This is a genomic window from Ferrovibrio terrae, from assembly GCF_943371255.1.
Lineage (GTDB): Bacteria > Pseudomonadota > Alphaproteobacteria > Ferrovibrionales > Ferrovibrionaceae > Ferrovibrio > Ferrovibrio terrae_B.
Window position 1 is genome coordinate 1 of sequence record NZ_CALRUC010000185.1, and the last position, 4,753, is coordinate 4,753.

The following is a 4,753-nucleotide window of genomic DNA, read 5'->3' on the forward strand; positions in this document are numbered from 1 at the left end:
ACGCGGCCGTGGTCCTGCCTGCTGGAATCGATCGAGGGCGGCGCCGTGCGCGGCCGCTATTCGATCATCGGCCTGAAGCCTGACCTGCTGTGGCGCTGCCAGGGCCAGAAGGCCGAGATCAACCGCAAGGCCCGCTTCGACCAGAGCGCTTTCGAACCCTGCGCCGAGCCGACCGTTGAGTCGCTGCGCAAGCTGCTGGCCGAAAGTCATATCGACCTGCCGGTGAATCTGCCGCCGATGGCGGCCGGCATCGTCGGCTTCATGGGCTACGACATGGTGCGGCTGATCGAGCCGAAGGTACCTGATAACAACCCGGATACGCTCGGACTGCCCGACGGCATCCTGATGCGTCCGACCGTGATGGCGATTTTCGATTCCGTGCTCGACATGATCACGGTGGTGACGCCGGTGCGGCCGCAGAACGGCATGGATGCCCGCGCCGCTTATGCGCTGGCCAGCGAGCGGCTGTCTGACATCGTGTCCGATCTCGACCGCCCGCTCGGCGCAGTGCGCGACCAGATCGCCGATCTGGATGCACTGCCCGAGCCGCAGTCGAACATGTCGCCCGACGACTACATGACGATGGTGCGCAAGGCGAAGGAATACATTGCCGCCGGCGATGCCTTCCAGGTCGTGGTCGGCCAGCGGTTCAGCCTGCCGTTCCGGCTGCCGCCCTTCGCGCTCTATCGCGCCCTGCGCCGCACCAATCCCTCGCCTTTCATGTTCTACCTCAATCTCGGCGGTCCCTGCCTGGTCGGCTCAAGCCCGGAGATTCTGGTGCGCCTGCGCGACGAGACCGTGACGGTGCGGCCGATTGCCGGCACGCGCAAGCGCGGCGCGACGCCTGCCGAAGACCAGGCGCTGGCCGACGACCTGCTGAGCGATCCGAAGGAATGCGCCGAACATCTGATGCTGCTGGATCTCGGCCGCAACGATGTGGGCCGCGTGGCGCAGATCGGTACCGTGAAAGTGACCGAGCGCAACCAGATCGAACGCTACAGCCATGTCATGCATATCGTGTCGAATGTCGAGGGCAAGATCCGCCCCGAATTCGACGCGCTGGATGCGCTGTTCGCCGGCTTCCCGGCCGGCACGGTCTCTGGTGCGCCGAAGGTGCGCGCCATGGAGATCATCGACGAGCTGGAACCGGTGCGCCGCAGCTTCTATGCCGGTGGCGTCGGCTATTTCTCCGCCAATGGCACCATGGACACCTGCATCACGCTGCGCACCGCGCTGGTGAAAGATGGCACCATGTATGTGCAGGCCGGCGCCGGCATCGTCGCCGACAGCGATCCGATGTCGGAACATGTCGAATGCGTCAACAAGGCCAAGGCGCTGATCCGCGCCGCCGAAGAGGCCGAGCGCTACGCCAGCCGCACCGGCCGCGGGCAGTAGATCAGGCGGCGATCCGACATTCCGGCGGGAATACCAGCGTCACCACGGTGCCGCTTTGCCGGCTGGTGGCGATGGTCAGCCGACCGCCATGCATCTCGACCAGCTTCTTGGCAATCGGCAGGCCCAGCCCGATGCCCGCCGCCTGTTGCGCCAGCATCGACTGGCCGCTGCCGAACGGCTCGAACAGATGCTGCAGTTTGTCCTGTGCGATGCCGGGGCCATGATCCGAAACCCGCAGCAGGATCGCATCCTGCTCCGCCATCGACTGAACCGTGACCGCCTCACCCGCCGGACTGAACTTGACGGCATTGGACAGCAGGTTCAGCAGCATCTGCCGCAACATCATCGGATCGACCTTCAGCTTTTTGGCATCGCCCCCCAACTCGAACCGCAGGGTGACGCGGCGGTCCTCTGCCAACGGGCGCAGGATTGCTGCCACCTCGGCTGAAATCGCGTCGATATCCACCGCTTCAGGTTTTGGGTTGAGATTGCCGGCTTCGATCCGCGTGATGTCCAGCACCTGGTTGATCATGTCGAGCAGATGGGCGCCGCTGCGATTGATGTCGCGGCCGTAATCCTGGTAGGTCTTCGAGATCGGGCCGACCACGGCGCCGGAGATCAATTCCGAAAATCCGAGGATGGCGTTCAGCGGCGTGCGCAGTTCATGGCTCATGCGCGCCATGAAATCCCGCTTGGCGCGGTTCGCCGCATCGACTTCAATCAACGCTTCCGTCACCCGCTTCAGCGCCGCATCGCGACGCGCCATCAGAACAAACAGCCAGGCCGTCAGCAGCACGATAAGAAGCGTGGCAATCGACATTCCAGCCAGCTTGGGCATGGCCTGGTCGTGCCAGACTGTCTCGAGCGCGCCCGCACGCAAGGCTGCAGCCACCACAACCGGATATGGATCGACCGGTGCGTAGCTGGCCTTGATGCGCAGGCCCAAATCCGCGATCCGATCCTGGTCGAACACCGTCACCGGCTGATACTGCCGTCTCAGCGTGTCGAGATCGAAACCCGGCAGCACCTTTCCCACCCGCTCCTTCGGATCGGGGGTGAGGTGCAGCACCAGACCATCGTTGCGCAACAAACCGATGGCCGAGGGCGCCGAAATCAGCAGGTCGCGATACGCTTCCTCGAAGCTGGCCACCGGGATCGCAGCCAGGACGACTTCAACACCGGACGCGTTCTTGCGCGCTTTCATCACCATCGGAATAACGTTACGGCCGCTGGTGCGGCTCGACAGGGGCTCTCCCATATACAGAGTGCCGGGGGGCGCATTGCGAATGCCCGTCATATATTCGCGGTCGCCAACAAAGACATTGCCGCCGGCGCCTTCAATGCGGATCAATCGTTCGCTGCTGTCGATGATGGCGATGCCGATCGGATCATCGTCGCTGCTCTGCATCCGGATCGCCAGGTCGCTGAGACGGTGGAGATCGAAATCCTGCCCGCCCACCTGCAGGGCTTCATCGATCGCCACCAGGATCGCATGGGCCGCATCCAGGCTGCGACGGGCATGCATCCTCAGAACCGGAATGGCACCGGTCAGCTCGGCCGCGGCGGACTGGTAGATTCGTGTCCGGTCGCCCATCACCACGGCACCCGTAACGCCCCAGGCGGCAATCAGCACCAGCGCCATGAGGATAAGGAGAAGCCTGCGCGGGGATCGGAAGACGCTCCCCATTCGGCCGGCACTCGTTATGGCTTTGGAGTCCAAGGTCTTGGCCCGATACCTGCTGACACGCCGTCAGGTGGAAAGTATGGTCAACAACGATAATCTCCGGCAACCAAATATTTCATCCGCCTGCATCGCAACCTGAAGCCACAGACTGCAACCATGCCAACCGCTTTCAAAACCATCCGTGCCCGCGCCGAGAAACGCAAAGGCGCCGCCGCGCTGAAGAAGCTGCTGCCGAAAATTCCCGATCAGAAAGCGTTGACGAAACTGAAGGACGATCGCGTGCTGGCCGAGATGGCCAAGCGAGTCTTCTCCGCCGGGTTCGTGTGGAGCGTGATCGAGAACAAATGGGACGGTTTCGAGACCGCCTTCCAGGGCTTCGACCCGCGCAAGCTGGTGCACAAGCCGGATGAATTCTGGGAGAAGCTGGCCTCTGATAAAAGAATCGTGCGCAATCCGCAGAAAATCCGCAGCGTGCGCGACAATGCGCAATTCGTCATGGATATCGCCAAGGAGCATGGCAGCTTCGGCAAGTTCCTGGCGGCCTGGCCGGCCACCGACCAGATCGGCCTGCTGGAGCTGCTGGCCAAGCGCGGCTCGCGGCTCGGCGGCAATACCGGGCAATACCTGATCCGCTTCCTCGGCAAGGACAGCTTCATCGTGTCGCGCGATGTGCTGCTCTGCCTGCGCGATGCCGGACTGGAGCTGACCGACAAGGGCAGTTCCAAGGGCGACTGGAAGAAAATCCAGGCGCAATTCACGGCCTGGCAGACGGAAAGCGGCCTGCCGCTGATGCATATCTCGCGGATTTGCGCCATGTCGATCGGCGAGAATTATGACGCCGATCGCCTCAAACGCGCTCTGGGCGACGAGGACTGAGCGTCCCTTTCCGGCCGCACGGCGTTACCACAGGGTAAACGGATGGAAAATAAATCCGATTAAATACGTGGTTTGTATGCGGACACAAGCCTAGCTTGAACCGATGCAACACACCCTTACCCTTGAAGCTGCAAACTGGGAACAGCGCGGCATTTCTGCCCGGGATGCCGGCAAGCATGTCGAGGCCGAGGCACATTTCGCCCGCTCGGTGGCCGAGGCGCCAGACCGGGCGATTTCCTGGCTGGGTCTGGCCCTGAGCCAGATCGACCAGGAGCGCATCTCCGAAGCCATCGCCAGCCTGTATCGCGCCCGCGACCTGTCGCCAAAATCAGGCGTGATCGGCCACCTGCTCGACTCGCTGAAGGGCCATAACCCGGCCCGCGCGCCGGAATCCTATGTGAACTGGCTGTTCAACACCTATGCCGCCGGTTTCGACAATCACCTGGCCCGCCTCGGCTATCGGGGCCCGGAAATGCTGCGGCAGCTGATCCAGCAGGCCGGCTGGCAGGCCGATAGCAGCCGCGCCGTGCTTGATATCGGCTGCGGCACCGGGCTGAGCGGCGAGCCTTTCACCGCTTTCGCATCCCGCCTCGATGGCATCGACCTGTCGGTGGGTATGCTGAACCAGGCGCGCCGACGCGGCATCTAGACCGATCTGCATCACGGCGAGGCACACGGCATTCTGGCCGCCATGCCGGCCGCACTCTACGACACGGTGGTGGCCGCCGACACGCTGATCTATATCGGCGACCTGGCACAGATTTTCCAGCTGGTCGCTGAACGGCTGAAATCCGGCGG

At 63.2% G+C, this 4,753-nt stretch carries 4 protein-coding genes; 3 read left to right on the forward strand and 1 reads right to left on the reverse strand.

What is annotated here, in order from left to right; translation table 11 throughout:
* Positions 1-1,395: anthranilate synthase component I (gene trpE / locus AAG799_RS22345; RefSeq protein WP_341899286.1), on the forward strand; the 1,395-nt coding region annotated here is incomplete at its 5' end.
* Between the two features lies 1 nt (position 1,396).
* Here the strand turns inward: trpE and AAG799_RS22350 are convergent.
* The gene (locus AAG799_RS22350) at positions 1,397-3,037 is read right to left on the reverse strand and encodes an ATP-binding protein (RefSeq protein ID WP_341899287.1); all 1,641 of its coding nucleotides are present in this window, start codon (positions 3,035-3,037) and stop codon (positions 1,397-1,399) included.
* Positions 3,038-3,235: 198 nt separating this feature from the next.
* Between AAG799_RS22350 and AAG799_RS22355 the strand changes: the two genes are divergently transcribed.
* Together AAG799_RS22355 and AAG799_RS22360 are read left to right on the forward strand one after the other, a co-directional pair.
* On the forward strand, positions 3,236-3,955 hold the full coding sequence (locus AAG799_RS22355) for a DNA-3-methyladenine glycosylase I (RefSeq protein ID WP_341899289.1): 720 nt from the start codon (positions 3,236-3,238) through the stop codon (positions 3,953-3,955).
* Positions 3,956-4,058: 103 nt separating this feature from the next.
* Positions 4,059-4,604 (forward strand): tetratricopeptide repeat protein, encoded by a 546-nt coding sequence (locus tag AAG799_RS22360; RefSeq protein WP_341899290.1) that lies wholly within the window; start codon positions 4,059-4,061, stop codon positions 4,602-4,604.
* Positions 4,605-4,753: the final 149 nt, after the last annotated feature.

Bases quoted from the DNA above. Each gene is read 5' to 3' on its own strand.
- AAG799_RS22350 (WP_341899287.1), bottom strand. From the start codon at position 3,037: ATGGCGCTGGTGCTGATTGCCGCCTGGGGCGTTACGGGTGCCGTGGTG.
- AAG799_RS22355 (WP_341899289.1), top strand. From the start codon at position 3,236: ATGCCAACCGCTTTCAAAACCATCCGTGCCCGCGCCGAGAAACGCAAA.
- AAG799_RS22360 (WP_341899290.1), top strand. From the start codon at position 4,059: ATGCAACACACCCTTACCCTTGAAGCTGCAAACTGGGAACAGCGCGGC.